The organism is Colwellia marinimaniae (assembly GCF_002207865.1).
GTDB lineage: Bacteria > Pseudomonadota > Gammaproteobacteria > Enterobacterales > Alteromonadaceae > Colwellia > Colwellia marinimaniae.
The window spans coordinates 1-265 of the sequence record NZ_BDQM01000305.1; the positions used below are offsets into that span (position 1 = coordinate 1).

The 265-nt window shown below is 62.3% G+C and carries 1 protein-coding gene; it reads right to left on the minus strand.

What is annotated here, in order from left to right; all coding sequences use genetic code 11:
• Positions 1 to 265, minus strand: a 265-nt coding sequence (locus tag MTCD1_RS21375; protein ID WP_200818682.1) for a hypothetical protein, incomplete at both ends; no start/stop codon positions are given.

Consider the following 265-nt stretch of genomic DNA (forward strand, 5'->3'; position numbering starts at 1 on the left):
CGCCGGTGGTGCCCGTGGTCGCGTAATACTTGGCGGCCTGGCCGTAATCGACGGTGCAGAACGCGCGCGGAGATCCCTTCAGGCTGGCCTTGGGCGTCAACTCCAAGGCCTGGAACCCGGCAAAACTGTACTCACCCAGGGACCGGTAGAACTCGCTGTGGCAAGCACGCGCCCACACGGCTTGAAGTTTGTGCTCATAGAAAGTGGCGTCGGGGATCAACTCCCCATGACGCAGGATTTCGCGTTCGGCGCCCTGCAAAATCCC